Genomic DNA, 21,732 nt, shown 5'->3' with positions numbered 1-21,732 from the left:
ACCTTGTTATTTTCTTACATTCTCTTCGATTAAGAACGCGATAGCATGATTTCTAGCCGCGAGCCGACACGTTGTGCCTGATCAGCGATACCGCCAATCCACTCGAGAATTTTGTACAGGAACATGACATCCACCGGACTGTATTGGTCTTCGATGGACATTAGCTGTTGACGCAGTTGAATCTGCAAGGTGTCGGTATCATCTTCGATGACATCAAGCTGATTAATCATTTCAGCAACTAGCGTCACTTCTCTGCCCTTGAAGCCTGTTTCCAGCAACTCGTCTAGCTCGTTAATAACACGGCTAGCTTGATTGGCTGCATCAAGGCAACGTTGAACGTAGGCAACGAAATCCGGGTACATTGTTGCAGGAATTTGCAGCTGTCGGCCTAAGACACGACCAGCGATATCTTTGGACAGGTTAGCAAGCTTATCCTGTTGGGTTAGAAGGCCTAGCATGTCGGTACGATCGACAGGCATGAAAAGACCACGAGGAAGTTTAAGGCGGATCTCACGCTTCAATACATCCGCATCTTTTTCAAGCTGCGAGATCTGTTCACGTAAGTTCGATGCTTTATCCCAATCTCCGGCATGACATGCCTCGAAAAAAGGAACAAGCAGTTCGCAACATTCATTTACGCGAGTAACATGACGTTGCAGCGGTTTGATTGGGGATTTAGCAAAGAGCCCCATAATTGTATTTACTGGCATAGCTGATCAACCTAAAGAGCGCCTAAAGAGGCTAATTCTTGAGCGATGGTCACAGAGGCGCGCATGTTAACGTATAAGTTAGTACAGGGGAACTATTTTTGATCAAGGTTTTGTCGATATTTCATGCTTGCCCCGAAGCGCAATTGCAAATATCCTTGGTTTGCCACTGTTTATAGGTATAACTATGGAAACCGAGATAGAACTGAAGTTTTTCGTCTCACCAGAATTTTCGAGTCAATTATTACGTAAAATATCTGATGCGAAAATACTGCAGCAAAGTAGTCGACTGTTAGGCAATGTCTACTTCGACACCCCAGACCAAATTCTTCGCCAGCACGATATTGGCCTACGGGTCCGTCGTTTTGATGACGTGTTTGTTCAAACCTTGAAAACAGCAGGACGAGTGGTCGCGGGATTGCACCAACGTCCGGAATACAATGCTGAAATCAATGGAACCGATCCTGATCTCTCCCTGCATCCTGCTGATGCCTGGCCGAAGGGTATCAATGTTGCTGGCGTACAGCAGCAGCTTGCCCCGTTATTCTCCACTGATTTTGAACGCCAGCAATGGCTTGTTGCCATGCCTGACGGTAGCCAGGTTGAACTGGCCTTTGACCAGGGTGAAGTCAGTGCCAATGGGCAAACCAGCCCGATTTGCGAAGTGGAGCTGGAGCTAAAATCAGGCCAGACTGATGCGCTGTTCACCCTTGCCCGTGAATTGTGTGCTGATGGCGGCATGCGCCTGGGGAACCTGAGCAAGGCGGCCCGGGGTTATCGTCTGGCTGCGGGCTACCAGGGCGACCAAGTTAAGCCGTTAGCGTTTGTACCGGTACAGTCCGGTGAAAGCGTTGAGTCAGTGTTTGTCAAAACGCTGGAGCATGCGCTCGGGCATTGGCATTACCATGAACAAATTTTTGCTGAACGCCAGGAGCAGGCAGCCCTCTACCAGATCCATCAGGCACTCGGCCTTATCCGCCAGGCTTTTGTGATGTTTGGTGGGATGATCCCGCGCCGTGCCAGTGCTTTGGTGCGTCAGGAATTGCAATGGTTGGAAGGCGAGCTGAATTGGCTGGAAGAATTTTCCAGTATTGAACAGCTACTGGCTGATAAAGGCCATGTACTGAAAAAGCTCAATGCGCGCAAGGAGCTAATGAAACAGCTGCAGGGGCGGCAAGAAGAATTGCCAACAGCCGAAGAGATGATGCAGCTGATCGAGTCTTCCCGTTATTGTGGCCTGCTGCTTGATCTTAGCCGCTGGATCCTGAGCCGGGGCTGGCAGCCATTTCTTGATGACAAATCCCGTGAGCGCCTGGCCGGTGATATCAAGGCATTTGCCGATAATATACTGGCCCGGTCGTGGGAAGAGCTGGCTGATGTATTCCCATCAGAGCGCAAGCTGAGCCGGATTGATTATCTCGATCAGCAACCGCGCCTTATCCGTAATCTGATGAGCGGTCTCTGTTTTGCCGAGTTGTACGACGAAGAAAAGCGTGCCAGTTTTAGAATGCCATGGCTGGATCTGTTGCGTGGTATGGAAGATTTGCGCCAGCTAGAGCCACTCAGGCAGCTACTGGACCAGCAGGAAGAAGACGATCTTCGCCAGATTGGGAAATGGCTCAACCGCAAGGAAGAGTCGCTGCTCCATGCGATGGATCAGACCCGCCAGATTGGCATCGAGTTGGCACCCTATTGGCCGTAGGCCTGCCTCGTTGAAGCTTGCTATAAACGCCCTGCTTGTTGCGGGGCGTTTTTGTTTAGGCTATTTCTGCCTTTCGCCTGTTCCCGTTGTTATTCAGCCGTTGCTATCGCTGGGTAAGGCGCTGAAAGGGTGAAACTAGCGCTATCAGGCTTATGGGATCCAGTTCATGTTTGACGGCGTCGATCTTTTTCATCATTAAATTTTCGCAATTACCTGCCGACCTATAGAATATCAGCTATTGTTTTGAGCTTAAAAATAAATCGTAGCCAGCTGCTGGGGTGGGCAGTTGGGGGCGTGGGCCATTACTCAACGTGATGACTCCTAAAGCAAGGGCTTCCAACAGGCGACTTTCCTATGGCAAGTCACCGTATTTTGGGGCTAGCGAACTTTTTAATATGGAGATTCCAAATGGCAAAGATGGTTTTCAAACCATGGGAAAAGGGACTGACCAATATTCGGCTAGTGCCGAAGTTGGTGCTGTTGATGGTGTTCAGTACCGTTTTGCTGATCGGAAAGCAGTTATGGGATGCGAATGCTTTTTACCAGTCGGTGGTAGAAATTCAGCAAGATCGCTCGCAGGAACTGGCTGAAGCCAATGCGGCAATGCTAACGACATTCCTGGCCCAGGGTGAAAAAGGGAAGGTGTTGGCAGAGCAGGCGATTGATGCTCAGGCCAGCAGTTGGAAGCAAGGGGCATACCTCTATCTTGTCGAACGCGATAGCGGCAAGTTGTTGGGACACCCACAAGCTCGAACGCTTAATGAGCTGACTAGCGTGATGGAAAACGGCAATAGCCTATCAGGCTTTTTGAACCAGTTTTCGGGCGCAGGCAGCTTGGTACTCAATAACCATGAACGCTTTGAATATGCCGTTGAGCTAGCCCAGTGGAACTGGTTGGTTGTCGCTTCTCAGCCAGCTTCTGAGGCTGAAGCATACCACAGCGAGTATCTGGTACAGGTTGCCTGGCAGACCGGTGTGATGATTGTTGCCTTTGTGGTGATCCTATTGAGTGGCTCAAGCGTGATGTTGCGCCAGACTAATTATCTTGCTGATAACATCCAGTTGCTTGCTGCACGTAACCTGTCTCAGCCGATTGAGATGGAGTGCCGCGATGAATACGGCGATTTGGCCCGTGAGCTGGAGAAAACCCGGATCCAGCTGCATGATGTGATCCGCAACCAGCGGGATGCGGCTTCTGAACTCTCTGGCTTGGCCGAGGTTATGTCGATCAGCATGATGGAGACCAAGGAATCTGCGCAGGAAGAGTTCAATGAAATCGACCAGCTGGCCTCGGCGATGAGCGAGATGACCTCGACGGTCCAGACCGTTGCCGATCATGCGCGCGAAGCATCGAATGCGACTGAGGGTACTTCGGAGCAGGCGACCCAGGGTCAGCAGTTTGTCTCGCAGACTATCGGTACTATTAACCAGCTGTCACAAGACATCAGCCAGTCTGCGAATGCGGTCAACCAGGTTGAGGAGCGTGTTGAGCAAATCGGCAGTGTGATTGTCACCATTCAGAGTATTTCCGAGCAGACTAACCTGCTGGCATTAAATGCCGCCATTGAGGCTGCCCGTGCCGGTGATGCTGGCCGTGGCTTTGCCGTTGTGGCTGATGAAGTCCGTAACCTGGCCCAACGTACCCAGCAGGCGACCGTTGAGATCCAGGAGATGATTTCACTGCTGCAAAACAGTGCCCAGCAGGCTGTTGGCCTGATGGAGCAGAGTGTGGTGGAAGCGGCCGAAGGGGTTGAATTAGTGACCAATGCGGGTGGAGAGCTCGATAAGATTGTTGATCAGGTCCAGCGGATCAATGATATGAACTTCCAGATCGCCTCTGCGGCTGAACAGCAGAGCGCCGTGGCCGATGAAATGAACCAGAACCTGACCAATGTTCGTGAGCTGGTTGAAGCGTCGGTCGTGGTGGTGACGGAGCTGTCCGAAACCTCTGACACGATGCAAAATCATGCCACAGAGCTGGAAGGCAAGATCCAGGCCTTCCGCATCTAATCACTGCTACGTTCTCGGAACGTGACTTTGGTACCCTACAACGCCCGCTAACTAGCGGGCGTTGTGTTATGTTACTGCTAATACCGCTTTACTTCCGATAGAGACAGCCCGCTTTGCCAGGGAAACGAATAAAGGAATCGCTATGACCCAGCCTGACGTACTGATTGCTGCTGCCGACAAAGCCGTCGAAAAAATTCAGCATGCCCACCCTGAACTGCTGGCCCAGTGGCCAGCCGAGCGATTGCCGGAGTTACGCCAGGTGCTCGGCTGCAGTGACTTTGTCACCGCCTCGATCATGCGGGACGGTCAGCTACTGCCCTGGCTTGCTCAGCATGTTGATGACAAAGAGCATGCCGCCCAGTACCGCTTGCAGCTGGCCGAAAAGCTGTCTGCTGCGACGGATGAAAACAGCCTGATGCGCCAGCTTCGGGCATTTCGCCGCCAGGAAATGGTGTGGATTGCCTGGCGTGACTTTACCGGGAAAGCATCATTGACCCAGAGTTTGGATCATTTGTCACAGCTGGCCGAAGCTTTGATCATGGAAGCTTACAACTGGCTGTATGCCCAATGCTGCAAGGAATGGGGCACACCGGTGAACGCGCAGGGAGAGGCACAACCGATGCTGATCTTAGGAATGGGCAAACTCGGTGGCGGTGAATTGAATTTCTCTTCGGATATCGACTTGATTTTTACCTATCCGGAGAATGGCGAAACCCAGGGCGGACGGCGCAGCCTGGCCAATGCCCAATTCTTTACCCGGCTTGGGCAGCGGTTGATCAAGGCGCTGGATCAGCAGACTTTCGACGGTTTTTGCTACCGGGTCGATATGCGTTTGCGCCCGTTTGGCGACAGCGGCCCTTTGGTCATGAGCTATGCGGCACTGGAAGACTATTACCAGGAGCAAGGCCGGGACTGGGAGCGTTACGCGATGATCAAATCGCGGGTGATGGGGCGTGAAAGCTTTAGCCAGTACCAAGAGCTGCGCCAGATGCTGCGTCCATTCGTGTTCCGCCGTTACATCGACTTCAGTGCGATCCAGTCGCTGCGGCGGATGAAATCGATGATCAGCAGTGAGGTTCGCCGTCGGGGCCTGAATAACAACATCAAGCTTGGTGCAGGCGGGATCCGTGAGGTGGAGTTTATTGCCCAGTCATTCCAGTTGATCCGTGGTGGCCGGGAGCCAAGTTTGCGTCACCGTGGGCTACTTGAAACGTTGTCGGCAATGAAGCAGCTGGCTTTGCTGCCGGACAGGCAGGTCACCGATCTCGAGCAGGGTTATTGCTTCTTGCGCAAGCTGGAGAATTTACTGCAGGCGATTGATGACAAGCAGACCCAGACGCTGCCGGATAAACCTTTGGATCAGAGCCGCCTGGCTTGTGCAATGGGCTATCCTGATTGGTCGGCGTTACTGGCTGCGGTCAGCGGGCATATGAGCGCGATTCACCAGGTGTTTGAAGATATCATAGGGGCCGAGGACGAAGAGGTGCAGTCTGCCGCGGATGCCCAGTATCACGAAATGTGGGCGATGGTGAAAAATGAAGAGATCTTGCTGAGCATCCTTGATGAGCTGGCTGCCCCGGAAGGTGCTAGCCAGGCGAGCATTTTGCTGGGGATGAAGGCAGAACTCTCCAAGCGGACGTTAGGGCCTCGTGGCAGGGAAGTGTTGGCGAAGCTGATGCCAGAAGTGTTGGCGCGGATTGTAGCGCGCCCGGATGCTGCGCAGGTCTTGGCTCGGGTAACGAAACTGATTGTTCGGGTCGCAACCCGGACCACCTATCTTGAGTTGCTTAGTGAGCACCCGGCGGCACTGGATCAGCTAGTGCGCCTGTGTGCTGCCAGCCCGATGGTGGCCGAGCAGCTAACCCAATACCCTATCTTGCTCGATGAGCTTTTAGATCCCCAGCACCTCTATAATCCGACGCCATTGGATCAGTACCAGGATGAACTGCGCGAGTACCTTGCCCGGATCCCGGAAGAAGATATGGAACAGCAGATGGAGGCGATCCGGCAGTTCAAGCAGGCACAGTTGCTGCGGATTGCCGCGGCCGATATCGCCGGCGCACTGCCGTTGATGAAAGTGAGCGATCACTTAACTTTCCTTGCCGAAGCGATCATTGGTGCGGTGGTCAACCAGGCCTGGCTCCAGATGGTCGAAAAATATGGCGAGCCGGCCCACCTGCAAGACCGTGACGGCAAAGGGTTCGGGGTACTGGGCTATGGCAAGGTCGGAGGTTGGGAGTTGGGCTATGGCTCTGATCTGGATTTGGTATTTCTTCATGACTGCCCGGCCGATGTGTATACCAACGGCAAGAAAGAAATTGATGGCCGCCAGTTTTACCTCAGGTTGGCGCAGCGGATAGTGCACCTGTTCTCTACCCGGACCTCGTCCGGTGTGTTGTATGAAGTGGATGTCCGCCTGCGCCCGTCTGGAGCATCAGGCTTGTTGGTCAGTACCATGGAGGCCTTTGCCGACTATCAGCAGCAGGAAGCCTGGACCTGGGAACACCAGGCGCTGGTCAGGGCGCGTATGGTGTATGGCGATACCCCATTGCAGCAGGGTTTTGCCAAGGTTCGGCAGGCTATTTTGATGCAGCCTCGCGAGCCGGAAAAACTGCAGCAGGATGTGGTTGAGATGCGCCATAAAATGCGTGAGCACCTCGGCAGCCAAAAAGCCGGGATGTTTGGCCTCAAGCAAGACAAGGGCGGGATCACAGATATTGAGTTTATTGCCCAATACCTGGTACTGCAGCATGCCAGCGGCGAACGGGTGTTGACTCGCTGGTCTGATAATGTCCGTATTTTCGATACGATGGCAGAGTGCGAGATCCTCGACATGAAAGAGGCGCAGGCATTGAAGCTGGCATATTGCCATATGCGTGATGAAATCCATCGCCTTAACCTGCTGGGGCTGTCTGCCTATGTGGCCGAGGATAAATTTGTGGCTGAGCGTGAGGTTGTGCAGCAGATTTGGCGACATTGCTTTGCATTGGATGCAGATCAATAAGGCTTTGTGTTAGTATTTTTCAGTTTTTTATACCCCGGAGATAATAATGAAACTGACTCTTCCTGATTATGATCAAGCAGGTGTTTTGGTTGTTGGTGATGTCATGCTTGACCGTTATTGGTATGGACCAACCGGGCGTATCTCACCTGAAGCGCCTGTGCCTATTGTGAAGGTCGATCAGATCGAAGAGCGTCCGGGCGGTGCGGCTAACGTGGCCATGAATATTGCAGCCCTGGGGGGCCATGCCCGGTTGGTTGGCCTGACGGGAATTGATGAGCCAGCGAAAGCGTTGACTGAAAAATTATCCTCGCTGGATGTGCGCTGTGATTTTGTCTCGCTCCCAGATTATCCTACGATCACCAAGCTACGGGTGATGAGCCGTGGCCAGCAGCTGATCCGCCTGGATTTCGAAGAAGGTTTCCATGATGTCGCTGCTGACGTGATCCTGCCACGCCTAGAACAGTCGCTATCAAGCGTGAAGGCGGTGATCCTGTCTGATTATGCCAAGGGGGCACTGGAACATGTCCAGGCGATGATCCTACTGGCGCGCAAGGCGGGTGTGCCAGTGATGGTTGACCCGAAAGGGGCTGACTTTGAACGTTACCGCGGTGCCACACTGCTAACGCCTAACCTGTCTGAATTTGAAGCTGTGGTCGGTAAGGTCAAGACAGACCAAGAGCTGGTAGAAAAAGGCCTGGGCCTGATTGAGCAGTTCGATTTTGAGGCCCTGCTGGTCACTCGCAGCGAGCACGGTATGACGCTGCTGCAAAAAGGCCAGGAACCGCTACATATGCCGACATTGGCACAGGAAGTCTACGATGTGACTGGTGCTGGTGATACTGTGATCTCTGTACTGGCTGCTTCTCTGGCGGCGGGTAAATCGCTCTCAGATGCCTGTAAGCTGGCTAATGCCGCTGCTGGTGTGGTTGTTGCTAAGCTGGGGACCTCAACGCTGTCGACGATCGAGCTGACTGATGCGATCCATGGCAGCCAGGAGAGCGGTTTTGGCGTGATTGCCGAAGCGCAGCTCAAGCAGGCTGTAAAAGCGGCCAGGGCGCGTGGTGAGAAGGTTGTGATGACCAATGGTTGCTTTGATATTTTGCATGCTGGCCATGTGGCATACCTTAATGAAGCGGCCAAACTGGGCGATCGCCTGATTGTCGCCGTTAACTCAGACAGCTCAGTACAAACCCTGAAAGGCCCTGGCCGTCCGGTAAACCCGGAAGATCGCCGGATGGCGGTTCTGGCTGGCTTGGGGGCCGTTGACTGGGTGGTACCGTTTAGCGAAGAAACTCCGCAACGTCTGATCAGCGAAATTTTACCTAGTTTGTTGGTCAAGGGTGGTGATTATAAGCCGGAAGAGATTGCGGGTGGCCAGGAAGTGGTTGCTGCAGGTGGAGAGGTTCGGGTGTTGAACTTTGAAGATGGCTGCTCAACCACTGAGATCATTGAAGCGATCCGTGGCGGACGTGGTTAATCCCTTGAATAAAAGCCTGATATAGAAAAAGCGCCATCTCAGATGGCGCTTTTTTGTCTCTACCGGAATAGCAACTGAAGCGGTTGTTGCTGTCTTATCGCTTTACTTAGCGTTGATTAGGCCTGTATTTACATCCAGGATATCTTGCTCATTCAATGAGCCGACAGCCTGTTTCAGCTGTAGCTGGCTGATGATGTAGTCATAACGTGCGTTGGCCAGCTGGCGGTTGGCATCGTACAGGCGGCGGGTTGCATCCAGTACGTCAACAATGGTACGGGTACCGACATCAAAACCGGCTTCGGTCGCTTCAAGCGCTGACTGCGCGGAAATTACCGACTGCTGATAAGCTCGCAGGGCGCCAATCGATGCATTGATATTGTTGTAGAAAGCACGGACATCTTTGACCACGCTACGGTAAGAGCCTTCTAGCTCTTCACTGGCTGACACATAGGAAAACTGTGCCTGCTTCACTTCAGAGGTCGTACGGCCACCGGTGTAAACGGGTAGCTTCAGGTTAACTCCAGCTGTTAGCGTACCATCATCGGTTGTAGACAGTTTGTCATCGTAGTTGTAGCCGGCATCAAACGACAAGGTTGGCAGGTGGCCAGACTCTGCAAGAGAGATCTGATCACGGGCGATATCTTGTGAAATTCGCGAAGTCAACAAGCTGAGGTTTTCGGTTTCGGCATCTTTGAGCAGATCTAAAACATTTGCCTGCGGGCGGCTTGCCGAGAAACGGTTGGTATCTAGGATATTCAGCTCGGTATGTTCCTGTCCGGTAATTTCGCGCAGACCTTCATAGCTGTTGGTCAGGGCGTTTTCGTTCAGGATTTCATCAGCTAACACGGTGTCGTACTGTGCCTGGGCATCATGAACATCGGTAATTGCTGACAGACCGACTTCAAAGCGTTGTTTGGTCTGTTCTAGCTGGCGGCCAACCGCGGCTTTTTCCGCACGGACAAATTCAAGGTCATCCATCGCGCGCAACACGGCAAAGTATGCATCGGCAACACGCAGAATCAGCCCTTGCTGGGAAGCTGCGTACGAAGCATCGCTCTGGCGTGCCTGTTTTTCGCTAATGTCGAGGTTTATCCAGCTTGAGCGGTTGTAGAGAGACTGGCTTAGCGTCAGGCCGCCATTGAAGCCATCTGCGTCACCGTCCATGCGTGACACGTTATAGCCGGCTGCCAGATCGATCTGAGGCAGCAACAGGCTACGGGATGAATTAATCGCTTCAAACGCTGCATCTTTATCGGCGGCAGCACGAAGCAGCTGGGAGTCGTTTTGTTTGGCTTGCTGGTAGATATCGGCTAGATCATCAGCCAGTGCTGCCTGGCTGAAACTGCCAAGCGCAACGCTAATAATAAGCGGAAGCAATTTTTTCATGGATGCCTTTCCTGGTCCTGACAAAAAAAGAGAGCAAAGAAGTCAGTTTATCTGAAGTAACCTTGCCTGAAACTGATCATCGTTCATTTTTACTTAATTTTACGCTGTTTACTTAATCATATGTGATTGTAATCTATCCAACTACAAAAATGGACTTAAATAAAATCATAATATTTGTCATAAATGTTGAATTAAATCATTGCTGATAGCCTCGTTGAATGAAAAGATATAGCACAAAGGGAGATAACATAATGAGTAACAAGTTGCCTGCAGACTCGGAGCTGGATGTTTATAGCAAAGATGATGTTGAAGTTTTGTCGACGGAGACGCTGTATCAGGGATATTTCAGCATGGTGAAATATCGTTTTCGCCATAAACTTTTTGCCGGAGGCTGGAGCGAACCGCTAGAGCGGGAAATGTTCGAACGTGGGCATGCTGCCGCCTTGTTACCTTATGATCCGGTTGAGGACAACGTTGTATTGGTTGAGCAATTCCGAGTCGGTGCCATGGCCGCAGATTGCTCACCCTGGCAGCTTGAAGTTGTGGCTGGCATTATCGAGCCCAATGAGACGGCTGAAGATGTAGTAAGCCGTGAAGCGGAAGAAGAAGCCGGTGTGGCCGTGACTCAGCTGGAAAAAATCACCCGTTACCTATCGAGCTCTGGTGGCTGCTCTGAAATGCTTGATGTGTTTGTCGGGCGTGTTGATAGCAGCAAGGCACAAGGTATCCATGGCTTGGCCCACGAGGGTGAAGATATCCGTGTACATGTGCTACCTCGGCAGGAAGCATACCAATGGGTTGAATCTGGTAAAATTGAGAATGCAGCCTCAATCATTGCGCTACAATGGTTGCAACTAAACTATTTACGTTTACAGGCACAGGCTCGATAACCAGTCCATTGGTTTAAGGACACCGATTGAATAAAAGATATACCGTTGATTTTGCTGGAATCATGCGTTTATATGAAACTAACTATGCGAGACTGCTTCCATTACTGCCAAAAACTGACAGGGTGGGGGATGAGTGTGTATACAAGGTTATTGAGCATGAGTACCAGTTAAAAATCACGGAGTCGACCCGCTACACCACAGTGATCGAACTGTGGCAACGCGTTGACGGGGAGCTTCCAGATTACCTGATCCCCCGATTAACTGTGCGGTTATACCACGATGCCAGAGTCGCAGAAGTGTGTACCGCTCAGCAGATTTCTCGGCTTAAGCCGCGGTATGATTACCCCAATTTGCGAATGCACCAGAAAGATGAAAAACATCAAGTGAATCGCTTTTTAGGTGACTGGCTGGCCTATTGCCTAAAAAATGGGATCAGCAAACAATCGGTTTGTTAATAGAATTAGATAAACAAGGTTTTTGACGTTTTGCAGATGTATTCTCTGCCACAGACGAACCCAGACAGTGTGGTTCTCCTTCAAATCACCGATACCCATCTATTTGCCAATGAGGCCGGTAGCTTGTTGGGTGTCGCGACCAAAGACAGTTTTCATGCAGTATTAGATGCTGTAGATGCTGCTGCGCGTCCGTTTGATGCCGTGGTTGCGACAGGTGATATCTCACAGGACCATAGCGAACACTCTTACCAGCGCTTTAGCGATGGTATTGCGCGTTGGTCGCAGCCATGTTTCTGGTTGCCGGGCAACCATGACTTTCAGCCGAGTATGAGCTCGGTACTGCCGTCACCACAAATCAAGCCTTGCCAGCAGGTGCTGGCCGGCGAACACTGGCAGGTGATCCTGCTAGACAGCCAGGTACAGGGTGTTCCGCATGGCGAGCTGAGCGAAGCACAGCTTATGATGCTGGATCAGGCATTGGCGGCGCATCCGCAGCGTCATGCTCTGGTGTTGTTGCACCACCACCCGCTGGAAGCCGGAAGTAGCTGGCTCGATCAGCATAAGTTGCATAACGCTGATGCTTTTTGGCAGGTCGTTGATAAATATCCGCTGGTCAAGGCGGTACTTTGTGGCCATATTCACCAGGAGCTGGATCGTATCTATCATGACGTACGGGTGTTGGCGACGCCGTCGACCTGTATTCAGTTTCTGCCCGATTCAAATGATTTTGCCTTAGATAAACTTAACCCGGGCTGGCGCTACCTGGAGTTGACGACAGATGGCCGGGTATTAACATCGGTTTCCCGGTTGCAGGGTAATTGTTTTACTCCCCAATTTGATGCGGGTGGATATTAAATGAAGCCTTTACTGCTTTATATTCATGGCTTTAACAGTTCACCTAAGTCACTGAAAGCGACTCAAATGGCAGAGTACTGCCGTCAGCACCGCCCAGATATCCGGGTTGAGATCCCGCAAATGCCATGTTACCCGGCCGAAGCGGCAGAGTTTATCGATAGTTTGGTTGGCTCACTGCAGCAGGATCACCAAATCGGACTGGTGGGCAGTTCGTTGGGGGGCTATATTTCAACTTGGTTGAACCATCGCTATCAGCTCCCGGCTGTATTGGTAAATCCTGCGGTTAAGCCGTACGAGTTGCTGATCGATTATCTGGGTGAGCAGGAAAACCCCTATACCGGCGAACGCTATTTGCTGGAAGCCAAACATATGGATGAGCTGAAGCGGATGGATGTGCCTGATATTGAGACTCCTGAGCTGTTTTGGCTCATGCAGCAGGAAGGGGATGAAGTCCTCGATTATCGTCAGGCGGTAACAAAATATGCTGCCTGCAAACAAACCGTGGAGCCAGAAGGCGATCACAGCTTTATCGGCTTCGAGCGTTTTCCTGCTGAAATCATTAAGTTCTTAGGGCTATAAACCGTTAACTGGCGGGTCACCGCCGATTGATGGCTTGATGGAGTCCGACTCACAATTGTGGGTATTATCCTCGACCTCAGCTTGACAACCGGGCTGGGGTTACTGACTATTGTGGCAAAAATTTTCTCGTAAACTTCCGTAATATGACAGATCAAAGCTATAACGCCGGAGCCATTGAGGTTCTTAACGGTCTTGAGCCAGTACGCCGCCGTCCCGGCATGTACACCGATACGGCTCGGCCCAATCACCTTGGCCAGGAAGTCATTGATAACAGTGTCGATGAAGCCCTGGCTGGCCACGCACGTAAAGTGGAAGTCATCCTCCACACAGATCAGTCACTTGAGGTGATTGATGACGGCCGAGGTATGCCCGTTGATATTCACCCCGTCGAAGGGGTTTCAGGGGTAGAACTTATCCTTTGTAAGCTCCATGCCGGTGGTAAGTTCTCGAATGACAACTACCAGTTTTCGGGTGGCTTGCATGGGGTCGGCATCTCTGTCGTTAACGCCCTGTCGACCCGTGTCGAAGTGTCGGTGAAACGCGACGGTCAGATTTATCAAATTGCCTTTGAAAATGGCGATAAAGTGTCCGAGCTTGACGTTGTCGGCACCTGTGGCCGTCGGGCTAAAGGTACTCGTGTTCACTTCTGGCCCGATGCTAAATACTTCGATAGTGCCAAATTCTCGGTATCTCGCTTAAAAAGCAATTTAAAAGCCAAAGCGGTGCTTTGCCCGGGGCTTGAAATCGTCTTTACCGATAAAGCCGCAGACGAAACACTGCGTTGGTGCTATGAAGATGGCTTGAAAGACTATCTTGCAGAAGGCGTCAAAGGTTACACCTTGTTGCCTGAAGAGCCGTTTACCGGTGTATTCAGTGGCCAGACCGAAGCGGCTGACTGGGCGCTGTTGTGGTTGCCTGAAGGCGGTGAGTTAATTACCGAAAGCTACGTTAACCTGATCCCGACAGCGCAGGGCGGTACCCATGTCAACGGTTTGCGTCAGGGTTTGCTTGATGCAATGCGTGAGTTCTGTGAATTCCGTAACCTGCTACCGCGCGGCGTGAAGCTGACGGCAGATGACATCTGGGACCGTTGTGCCTATGTGTTATCGGTGAAAATGCAGGATCCGCAATTTGCCGGCCAGACTAAAGAGCGTTTGTCTTCTCGCCAGTGTGCTGCGTTTGTGTCTGGTGTGGTTAAAGATGCCTTTAGCCTGTGGCTGAATGAACGACCGCAACTGGCAGAGCAACTCGCTGAAGTTTGTATTGCCAATGCGCACCGCCGTATGCGAGCAAGCAAAAAGGTCGTGCGTAAGAAAATTGCCTCGGGCCCAGCCCTGCCGGGCAAACTGGCCGATTGTTCACAGCAGGATCTTAACCGGACCGAGTTATTCTTGGTGGAAGGGGACTCGGCAGGCGGTTCTGCCAAGCAGGCCCGTGACCGGATGTTCCAGGCCATCATGCCGCTGCGTGGTAAAATCCTAAATACTTGGGAAGTATCGGCTGATCAGGTACTGGCTTCACAAGAGGTACATGATATTTCTGTGGCGCTGGGGATAGATCCCGACAGTGATGATTTAAGTGGCTTACGCTACGGTAAAATCTGCGTCCTGGCGGATGCGGACTCCGATGGTCTTCATATTGCTACCTTGTTATGTGCGCTGTTTATGCGTCATTTCGAAGCGTTGGTGCGTGCAGGTCATGTTTATATTGCGATGCCGCCACTGTACCGTATCGATCTGGCGAAAGAAGTGTACTACGCGCTGGATGAAGCCGAGAAAGAAGGCATCCTGGATCGCTTGAGCAGTAAACGCGGTAAAGTGAATGTGCAGCGATTCAAAGGATTGGGTGAGATGAACCCATTGCAGCTTCGTGAAACCACTATGGATCCGAATACCCGCCGCCTGGTTCAGCTTACCATTGATGATGATCAGCAGACCAATGAAATGATGGATATGCTGCTGGGTAAAAAACGCGCAGAAGATCGCCGCCACTGGCTACAAGACAAAGGTGACATGGCCGAAGTGTAACGATGGGCTCAGCCCCCTGGCAAACACCTTGCACTGTACCTACATTTCAACAGAATATGCACGCTGGTTGCTCATTACGGGCAGTCAGTCGCGAAGAAATATTGAACGGAATACCCCACGATGACTGATGTCTCAATGGACGGCGTTGAACAGCTTCCGCTAAGGAAGTTTACCGAAGACGCTTATCTGAATTATTCCATGTATGTGATCATGGATCGAGCCTTGCCGTTTATCGGTGATGGCCTGAAACCCGTACAGCGTCGTATTATTTATGCGATGTCTGAGCTGGGCCTGTCGGCGACTGCGAAATATAAAAAGTCGGCCCGTACTGTCGGTGACGTGCTGGGTAAGTACCACCCTCATGGTGATTCGGCATGTTATGAAGCCATGGTGCTGATGGCGCAGCCATTCTCGTACCGTTATCCATTGGTCGATGGCCAGGGTAACTGGGGTGCACCGGACGATCCGAAGTCATTTGCGGCAATGCGTTATACCGAATCACGCCTGTCTCGCTTCTCCGAAGTCTTGCTGAGCGAATTAGGCCAGGGTACGGCTGACTGGCTACCAAACTTTGACGGCACGATGAAAGAGCCGAAGATGCTGCCTGCGCGCCTACCGCATATTTTGCTGAACGGGATCACCGGCATCGCTGTTGGTATGGCGACGGATATCCCGCCGCATAACGCCCGAGAGGTGGCCAATGCGGCAGTACATCTAATTGAGAATCCGAAAGCGGATCTCGATGGCATTATGGAGTTTGTCAAAGGCCCGGATTATCCAACCGAAGCTGAAATTATTTCTCCTGCGGCTGACTTGAAGAAGATATACCGTACCGGTAAAGGCAGCATCAAAATGCGCGCGGTATGGCATAAAGAAAACGGTGATATTGTGATCACCGCGTTGCCACACCAGGTCTCAGGATCCAAATTGCTGGAGCAGATTGCCGGCCAGATGCGCGCGAAGAAGCTGCCTATGGTCGATGATTTGCGCGATGAGTCCGATCACGAGAACCCAACCCGTATTGTGATTGTTCCGCGTTCGAATCGTATTGATTGCGAGCCGTTGATGAATCACCTGTTTGCCTCGACGGATTTAGAAAAGAGCTTCCGGGTAAACCTCAACATGCTAGGCCTTGATGGCCGCCCGCAGGTTAAAGGTTTAGTCGCGATTCTTTCTGAGTGGCTAGAGTTCCGTCGTTCGACGGTACGTCGTCGTCTGCAATACCGTCTCGATAAAGTTACGGCCCGCCTACATATTCTTGAAGGTCTATTGGCGGCGTACCTGAATATCGATGAAGTGATTGAAATCATTCGAACTGAAGAAGATCCAAAAGCGGAGCTAATGGCTCGTTTTGAGCTAAGTGCGATTCAAGCCGATGCGATTCTTGAGATCAAGCTGCGTCAGTTAGCCAAGCTAGAAGAGATCAAGATCCGTGGTGAGCAAGACGAGCTGGCCAAAGAGCGTGATTACCTTGAAAAGCTGCTAGGCTCTGAGCGTCGTTTGAATACACTGATCAAAAAGGAGATCTTGGCCGATGCTGAGAAGTACGGTGATGAGCGTCGTTCTCCAATTGTCGAGCGGGCAGAAGCGAAAGCCCTGACAGAGCGTGACTTGATCCCGAGTGAAGCCATTACGGTGGTGTTGTCAGAAAAAGGCTGGATCCGCCATGCCAAAGGGCATGATGTCGATCCATCAACCTTAAGTTATAAATCGGGTGATAACTATCTGGCTCATGCGCGTGGCAAGAGTAATCTACCGGCGATTTTTATTGGTTCTGATGGTCGCAGCTATGCGCTCGAATCTCATTCTTTGCCATCGGCACGTAGTCAGGGTGAGCCAGTCACTGGCCGTTTGAACCTGACACCGGGCAGTAATATGCGTCAGGTGTTGATGGCGGAAGACGAGCAGCAGTGGTTAATGGGCTCGGATGCCGGTTACGGCTTTATCTGTAAGAGCTCTGATATGGTATCGAAGAACAAGAGCGGTAAGGCGTTGCTGACGGTGCCAGAAAGCGCAGAAGTGATGCCGCCCCAGCCAATTCGTAATATTGATCAGGATGAAATTCTGGCAATTACCAATGAAGGCCGGATGCTGTTGTTCCCGATTAAGGACTTGCCGCAGCTTAGCAAGGGCAAGGGGAATAAGATCATCAATATTCCTGCCGCCCGCTCCAAGGCGCGCGAAGAGTTTCTTTCTCAGCTGGTGGTGTTGCCAGCAAATGGCCATGTCACTATTTATGCCGGAAAGCGTAAACTGGGGCTCAAGCCTTCGGATCTTGAGAACTTCCGTGGTGAGCGTGGCCGACGGGGTACGCTTTTGCCTCGAGGTCTGCAACGGGTCACCCGAATGGAGATCGGACAATCCGGTGTTGTTGCTGACGAGTAGTCCCTGCTGTTGTAAAGCATGAAAGCAAAAGCCCTCAATATGAGGGCTTTTTTAATTATATTGAAGCCCTACTGAATAAAGTGTGCACTTAAAGGGTGTAATTTCCCGTTGCCTGAGTATACTAGCGAACGCTTGTACGCTGAGGAGATTTCCATGATATTTTTATTGCGCATTGTCGCTATCGCAATTTTTGCCGTTGTCATGTTCGTATTTGGCTGTGGCTACTGTTTGTTAAGCCCGCGCAACCCGAAAAATGTTCACATCGTTGGCCGTCACTTCTGCAAGATGGCACGTATTTTTGGGATAAAACTGGAACTCCGCTATGCCGACGGGGCTGACAATGTTGGGGCTAGCATCCATGTTGCCAATCACCAGAATAACTTCGACCTGTTTACGGTCTCCGGCGCCATCATGCCCCGCACCGTAACGGTAGGTAAAAAAAGCCTAGTTTGGATGCCGCTGTTTGGCCAGCTTTACTGGATTACAGGCAATATTTTGATTGACCGTGCGAACCGTAGCCGGGCCGCTGGAACAATCGGCCAGATTGTAGAGAAGATCAAAGAACTTCAGGTATCGGTATGGATGTTTCCTGAAGGTACTCGCTCTCGTGGCCGGGGTTTGCTGCCGTTTAAAACCGGAGCCTTTCATGCCGCCATTGGTGCCGGTGTTCCTGTTGTACCTATTGTTTGTAGCTCTACCGAGCATGTAAATATGAACCGCTGGGATAACGGTGTGGTGATTGTTGAGGTGATGCCACCGGTATCGACCGAAGGCTATACTAAAGAAGATGTCCGCCAGTTATCGAAACAGTGCCGAACAATAATGGAAAACAAATTGGCTGAGCTTAATGCCGAGGCAGTTCAGCGTTCAGCAACAAAGTGATGGCATAATATCGCCCTGTAAGGCGGAGTAAGATTAAATTAAGGACATGCTTAGCGTGTCCTTTTTCATATACCAAACTGAACAATGATCTGATCCAATCAGAGCGTCCTCAGCTGTTTGAGAGCAACCCAAATTGATGATGATATAGCAGTTCTACATCGAAGCAATTTGGGGAAGGTATCGAGCGGCTGGAACGCTCCTGAAGGGCGAGTTTAAAAGGCACAACTACAGTGTTACTTGATTTTGATGGATATGAATACACCTACAATCAAGTGCCTTGTATTTGTGCCTTTTCACTCTCGCTGATAGGCCAGATTATTATTCAGTTTGGTATTTTATAGACGTAGATATCATGATTGAAGAACAGGTTGTTTTAGTGGATCCGCAGGGCAGGGAGCTGGGATTGCAGGAAAAAATGCAGGCGCATCGAGAAGGAGCTCTGCACCTGGCCTTTTCTGTGCTGTTGTACCGTGAAAACGGTGAAGACCGGGAATACCTCATGCAGCAGCGCGCGATGGGAAAATACCACAGTGGTGGTTTGTGGACCAATACCTGTTGCTCTCACCCGCGACAGGGTGAAACCATGGAACAGGCTGGGATACGCAGGCTTGGAGAGGAAATGGGGATCTCCGGGGTTAGCCAGCTGGAAGACATTGCGACCTTTCTGTATCGTGCCGAACTGGATAACCAGTTGGTTGAGCACGAGCTGGATCATGTGTTGGTTGCTTGTGTTTCGGATCTGGGTATTGAGCCGAATATCAGCGAGGTGATGAGCTATCGCTGGTGGCCACAGGCTGAACTAGAGCAGGCCGTGGTATCTGATCCCGAGCTGTTTACGGCTTGGTTCCCGCAGGTATTGGATCATACTATCCAATATTGATTTCTGGAGGCTAACACTAGCCAGAGGCATGGGGTCAGAGCTAAAAAAGCTGTCAGCAGACAGCTTTTTTCATCAAAAACGATTATTTGCGTACTGCAATCGCTTCGATTTCAATCTTCACATCTTTCGGCAAACGTGCCACTTCAACACAAGAACGTGCTGGGTAAGGTGCGTTGTGCTCGTCGAAGAATTTACCGTAAACGTCATTGACGGTTGCGAAGTCGTTCAGATCTTTTACAAAAACAGTCATTTTTACAATGTCTGCCACTTTCAGGCCGGAAGATTCAACCACGGCTTTTACATTTTCCAGAGACTGGCGTGCCTGCTCAGCGATATCTTCTGAAACTTCACCTGTTACTGGGTTCACAGGGATCTGACCTGATGTCAGAATCATATTGCCTAGGTCAACACCTTGCACATAAGGGCCGATAGCTGCTGGAGCCTGATCTGTGTGTAGTACTTGAGTCATTGATTATCCTTATTAAGTCATTCACAACCTACATTGAGTGCACTAGTTTGCAACCCAAAACTGTTTAGGTCAAAGCATTTCCTGTTACCTGTAGCACGGTTATTGAGTTACACAGGGATCCCTAATCGCGCTTTAACGACACGCTCACAGTGATCAATGCGGTTAATGTCCTTAGGAGCGACCATCACCGTATCATTACCGCCAACTGTCCCCAGGATTTCGGCATGGGGTTGGATATCAATCAGGCGGGCAACGAGCTGTGCACCTCCGGGGTGAGTTTTGACGACCACCACTAATTGGTTGTGGGTAATGAACTCGATTTGTGAAGAAATTGATGAGCCGACTTGCACTGGCTCATTTTCGACCGTTAGGCAATAGACTTTCTTGCCATAGGCATTGGGAACCTTGGCCACTCCCAGTCGGGATAGCAGGCGTGAGACAGTCGACTGACTGACATCATCAAACCCCATGTCGATTAAACGTTGGCGGATATCATCCTGGGTCGAAAAGCTTTGCTGCTGAAGCAGACGTTTGCAGGCTGTGGTGATGTTCTCATCATTTGAAAATGCATCAATCGCGCCGTGTACATTGGATCCATTCACGGGCAACTCCTTTGTTATTTTATAGGGTATTAAGATCGTATCTCTTTGGTTACCAGCTTTATTTTGATTGGGAAGCGGATACTTCGGCAGTCATAAATGTGATTACTTTTGCTGCTGGCAATGGTCACAAGATATAAAGAAGCCTTTGCATAATCTTGCATAAGCATCATAGCAATAATGCAAAAATGTTTTATTGACCCTAATCACCAAAATAATAAGCCGATCCTATCCTTAATATGAGGAATTATATCCCGACTGGTTGAGTAGCTTCTGCTGCTTGATAGGTGGGGTTTTCTGTTGCTTCGAGGTGAGCTGCGGCTCAGTTTCGGGTTCACTTCTGAGCCCTGACAGCTCTTCTGCACTGTTTTCCGGGGTTACTCGCATTGATGGTGACAAGAAAGTAGAAGCAATTGGAGTTCGATCGGTGGCAGCCGCGGTATTGCTCTCGTTATTAACAGGGGTTAGCTGGTTGATATCCGTTTCCTGGAGCCCGCTAGAGTCGGGCGGTGTACTGGCGATGCGGGTAACTGGCTGGTTGGGGCGGTTTGGACGGTTTAGGTTGGTTACATACTCGGAAACTTGGATCGAGGCGAGATCCGGGCTAGCCGATGACGTCTCGATACCGAGCGCGTCAAGCCAGTCAAAAATCAAGGTAGCAGGGACGAACTGACTGTAACGCATGGCGGGTCGCAGGTTACGAAGATCTTCCGGGTTGTGAACGATTGCGACCGTGATCCCCGCAATTTCACCATAGGGATTAAAGACCGGGCCGCCGCTCATTCCTGACATGACAGGCGCATCGCTGAGCGAATAGAGACAATCGGTGTTGGTGTCGATGACATCTTGGAGGTACTTGCCGTCGCCTTTGATGTTGTTACCGAATAATGAATGGCCATGGTGAGAAACTGCCTGATCAGGGTAAATCAGCCCCCAGGTCGGGGTGTAGTTCGAAGTGCGGCGGATCAGTGAGAGATCGCAGTAAGGGTGATGTATGACATCGAAGTCCCAGGACAGTTGGGCAACGTGCTTGGCGGTGATCATATACTGCTCGTTGACAGGGACGGCTGAGCCAAACCCGCCAAACAGTAGGGGGACGCCAACAACGACCATTTGGTTGGCTTGATTGCCGGGGGCCTGGCTGACCGGACCGTTGCTCATGATACAGCCGGAGAACAGGGCCAGGATCAGTGCCCAGCCGCTTATCCGGCTTAGCTGACGGGAGGAGCGAAAGATAAAACAACGAGCAATAAACTTCATGCCACTGTCCTTTGAACGTCGACGAGTCCGGCAGCGGCAAGCATGCCATCGTGAGCCCTGTCGGTTTTTAGTTGTGATTTTTCAAAGGTAGAGGTATCGCCTGGCGTGGGACGCCCTAGAAGTGAGAATAAAAAAACCGGCTCAGGGTTGAGCCGGTATTCTTAG

At 51.1% G+C, this 21,732-nt stretch carries 17 protein-coding genes; 12 read left to right on the top strand and 5 right to left on the bottom strand.

Annotated features, from left to right (window positions below):
• Positions 1-29: 29 nt before the first annotated feature.
• Positions 30-710, bottom strand: coding sequence for a TIGR00153 family protein (locus AC51G0_RS16420; protein WP_496299826.1), 681 nt, complete (start codon positions 708-710; stop codon positions 30-32).
• A 184-nt stretch (positions 711-894) separates the two neighbouring features.
• Here AC51G0_RS16420 and AC51G0_RS16415 point away from each other — a divergent pair, with 184 nt between their 5' ends.
• The 4 genes from AC51G0_RS16415 (at position 895) to hldE (ending at position 8,900) form a co-directional block, all read left to right on the top strand.
• The gene (locus tag AC51G0_RS16415) at positions 895-2,409 is read left to right on the top strand and encodes a CYTH and CHAD domain-containing protein (RefSeq protein ID WP_496299825.1); all 1,515 of its coding nucleotides are present in this window, start codon (positions 895-897) and stop codon (positions 2,407-2,409) included.
• A 408-nt stretch (positions 2,410-2,817) separates the two neighbouring features.
• Entirely contained in the window at positions 2,818-4,419 is a 1,602-nt protein-coding gene (locus AC51G0_RS16410) for a methyl-accepting chemotaxis protein (RefSeq protein WP_496299824.1), read from the top strand.
• A 142-nt stretch (positions 4,420-4,561) separates the two neighbouring features.
• A complete protein-coding gene (glnE, locus tag AC51G0_RS16405) occupies positions 4,562-7,423 on the top strand; it encodes a bifunctional [glutamate--ammonia ligase]-adenylyl-L-tyrosine phosphorylase/[glutamate--ammonia-ligase] adenylyltransferase (RefSeq protein ID WP_496299822.1) in 2,862 nt (953 codons plus the stop codon).
• 46 nt (positions 7,424-7,469) lie between these two features.
• Positions 7,470-8,900 (top strand): bifunctional D-glycero-beta-D-manno-heptose-7-phosphate kinase/D-glycero-beta-D-manno-heptose 1-phosphate adenylyltransferase HldE, encoded by a 1,431-nt coding sequence (gene hldE, locus AC51G0_RS16400; protein WP_496299821.1) that lies wholly within the window; start codon positions 7,470-7,472, stop codon positions 8,898-8,900.
• Between the two features lie 102 nt (positions 8,901-9,002).
• Here the strand turns inward: hldE and tolC are convergent, their stop codons facing one another.
• Complete coding sequence (tolC, locus tag AC51G0_RS16395) at positions 9,003-10,286, bottom strand: outer membrane channel protein TolC (protein WP_496299819.1); 1,284 nt, start codon at positions 10,284-10,286, stop codon at positions 9,003-9,005.
• Positions 10,287-10,537: 251 nt separating this feature from the next.
• Here tolC and nudF point away from each other — a divergent pair, with 251 nt between their 5' ends.
• The 8 genes from nudF (at position 10,538) to idi (ending at position 19,239) form a co-directional block, all read left to right on the top strand.
• A complete protein-coding gene (nudF, locus tag AC51G0_RS16390) occupies positions 10,538-11,176 on the top strand; it encodes an ADP-ribose diphosphatase (protein WP_496299818.1) in 639 nt (212 codons plus the stop codon).
• 62 nt (positions 11,177-11,238) lie between these two features.
• The gene (locus AC51G0_RS16385) at positions 11,239-11,631 is read left to right on the top strand and encodes a DUF1249 family protein (protein WP_496301985.1); all 393 of its coding nucleotides are present in this window, start codon (positions 11,239-11,241) and stop codon (positions 11,629-11,631) included.
• 30 nt (positions 11,632-11,661) lie between these two features.
• Positions 11,662-12,486: a 3',5'-cyclic-AMP phosphodiesterase gene (gene cpdA, locus AC51G0_RS16380; protein WP_496299816.1), complete on the top strand. Its 825-nt coding sequence runs from the start codon at positions 11,662-11,664 to the stop codon at positions 12,484-12,486.
• On the top strand, positions 12,487-13,065 hold the full coding sequence (gene yqiA, locus AC51G0_RS16375) for an esterase YqiA (RefSeq protein ID WP_496299815.1): 579 nt from the start codon (positions 12,487-12,489) through the stop codon (positions 13,063-13,065). It begins immediately after the preceding gene.
• Between the two features lie 143 nt (positions 13,066-13,208).
• The gene (gene parE, locus AC51G0_RS16370; protein ID WP_496299813.1) at positions 13,209-15,092 is read left to right on the top strand and encodes a DNA topoisomerase IV subunit B; all 1,884 of its coding nucleotides are present in this window, start codon (positions 13,209-13,211) and stop codon (positions 15,090-15,092) included.
• A 120-nt stretch (positions 15,093-15,212) separates the two neighbouring features.
• Positions 15,213-17,477 (top strand): DNA topoisomerase IV subunit A, encoded by a 2,265-nt coding sequence (gene parC, locus AC51G0_RS16365; RefSeq protein ID WP_496299811.1) that lies wholly within the window; start codon positions 15,213-15,215, stop codon positions 17,475-17,477.
• A 153-nt stretch (positions 17,478-17,630) separates the two neighbouring features.
• Positions 17,631-18,359: a 1-acylglycerol-3-phosphate O-acyltransferase gene (locus tag AC51G0_RS16360; protein WP_496299809.1), complete on the top strand. Its 729-nt coding sequence runs from the start codon at positions 17,631-17,633 to the stop codon at positions 18,357-18,359.
• Between the two features lie 352 nt (positions 18,360-18,711).
• On the top strand, positions 18,712-19,239 hold the full coding sequence (gene idi, locus AC51G0_RS16355; RefSeq protein ID WP_496299808.1) for an isopentenyl-diphosphate Delta-isomerase: 528 nt from the start codon (positions 18,712-18,714) through the stop codon (positions 19,237-19,239).
• 82 nt (positions 19,240-19,321) lie between these two features.
• On the opposite strand, the gene AC51G0_RS16350 is transcribed toward idi, so the two are convergent.
• From AC51G0_RS16350 to AC51G0_RS16340, 3 genes are all read right to left on the bottom strand, one after another.
• Complete coding sequence (locus AC51G0_RS16350) at positions 19,322-19,708, bottom strand: RidA family protein (protein WP_496299806.1); 387 nt, start codon at positions 19,706-19,708, stop codon at positions 19,322-19,324.
• A gap of 107 nt (positions 19,709-19,815) precedes the next feature.
• Complete coding sequence (locus AC51G0_RS16345) at positions 19,816-20,310, bottom strand: arginine repressor (RefSeq protein ID WP_496299804.1); 495 nt, start codon at positions 20,308-20,310, stop codon at positions 19,816-19,818.
• A 231-nt stretch (positions 20,311-20,541) separates the two neighbouring features.
• A complete protein-coding gene (locus AC51G0_RS16340; RefSeq protein ID WP_496299803.1) occupies positions 20,542-21,567 on the bottom strand; it encodes a S1 family peptidase in 1,026 nt (341 codons plus the stop codon).
• Positions 21,568-21,732 lie beyond the last annotated feature (165 nt).

The organism is Photobacterium sp. HL06, assembly GCF_059552575.1.
The sequence above is the reverse complement of the archived record's forward strand: the minus strand, read 5'-3'. Positions and strand labels throughout refer to the sequence as shown.